Source organism: Escherichia sp. AM3 (assembly GCF_032029835.1).
GTDB lineage: Bacteria > Pseudomonadota > Gammaproteobacteria > Enterobacterales > Enterobacteriaceae > Escherichia > Escherichia coli.
The window spans coordinates 1-1,086 of sequence record NZ_JAVUPQ010000353.1; the positions used below are offsets into that span (position 1 = coordinate 1).

Genomic DNA, 1,086 nt, shown 5'->3' on the forward strand with positions numbered 1-1,086 from the left:
TGGGATCTGGTACTACAGGAAAGTTAATGTCTTACCCTGTGGTAAACGCCGCGAGTTTCGTCGTTCGTTAGGTACGCGTTCAAAGACCGAAGCGATAAAGCGATCTTTACGCTTTGCAGATCGTCTTTGGCTGAGTACTGAAACCGCCACGACTACAATCGATTTGATTCAATCCTCTCATTCAGACTTGTCGCTTAGCGAACTAAAACTACAAGCTGAGCAGTACGTTGAGTTTAAAAGCCGTGAAGTTTGTGAAAGGGAAGTTTCTTCTATAAAACGCTGTATTGATAAGTACTTTAGCTTCACTGATCAGGTGTTTAAGCGTAGCAGGGCTGCTGAATTCATTAGCGGGCTGGATGTCGCGATTCCTACAAAGAACAAATATGTTAAGAAAATCAGTGGTTTTTTCCGATGGCTGAAACACCGTACTGACTATGATTTTCAAAATCCCTTTGAGGGATTGCTCCAAAAGGATCGCGAACCTGTTTCCCAAAAGCGAGAAGCATATACCTCTGCTCAGATCAGATGTCTGGAGAATGGGATCGGTGCTTTACCTGACTGGAAGAGATGGATTATTTTGCTTGGTCGATTTACGGGAATGAGAGCTAATGAAATTTGTCAGTTATATCATGGTGATATATTAAAAGATGAGGGAAGGTGGTGCATCAGGATTGATGATCGTCATGATAGACAGGTGGTCAAAACGGAGAACAGTAAACGTACAATACCAATTCATAACAAATTGATAGATATCGGATTTTTGGACTATGTACAGAACCAGAAGGGTAGACTGTTCCCGCAGTTAACTTTCTATAAAGGGTCATACAGCCACTACTTCACCCGCTGGTTTAGCGGTTATCGCAAAAAATTAGGGGTTCCAGAGTTTCATTCACTGCGACATTACATTGCCACTAAGTTAAAAAATGCTGGTGTAGTGGAGCATTATGCTGCTGCATTCTTAGGACATGCAGATAATTCAATCACATACCGAAGATATGGTAAGTCAGTCGCTGTGTCTCAACTATATGATTTATTAGAACATATTTGATTCGTACTAAGCAGCCTTTTCGCTGAGAGCCTGCTTAG

The 1,086-nt window shown here is 41.7% G+C and carries 1 protein-coding gene; it reads left to right on the top strand.

Features of this window, described 5'->3' with window-relative positions:
- Nucleotides 1-1,048 (top strand): site-specific integrase (locus tag RTW80_RS25760; protein WP_109158052.1); only part of this gene is annotated, 1,048 nt, incomplete at its 5' end.
- Nucleotides 1,049-1,086 lie beyond the last annotated feature (38 nt).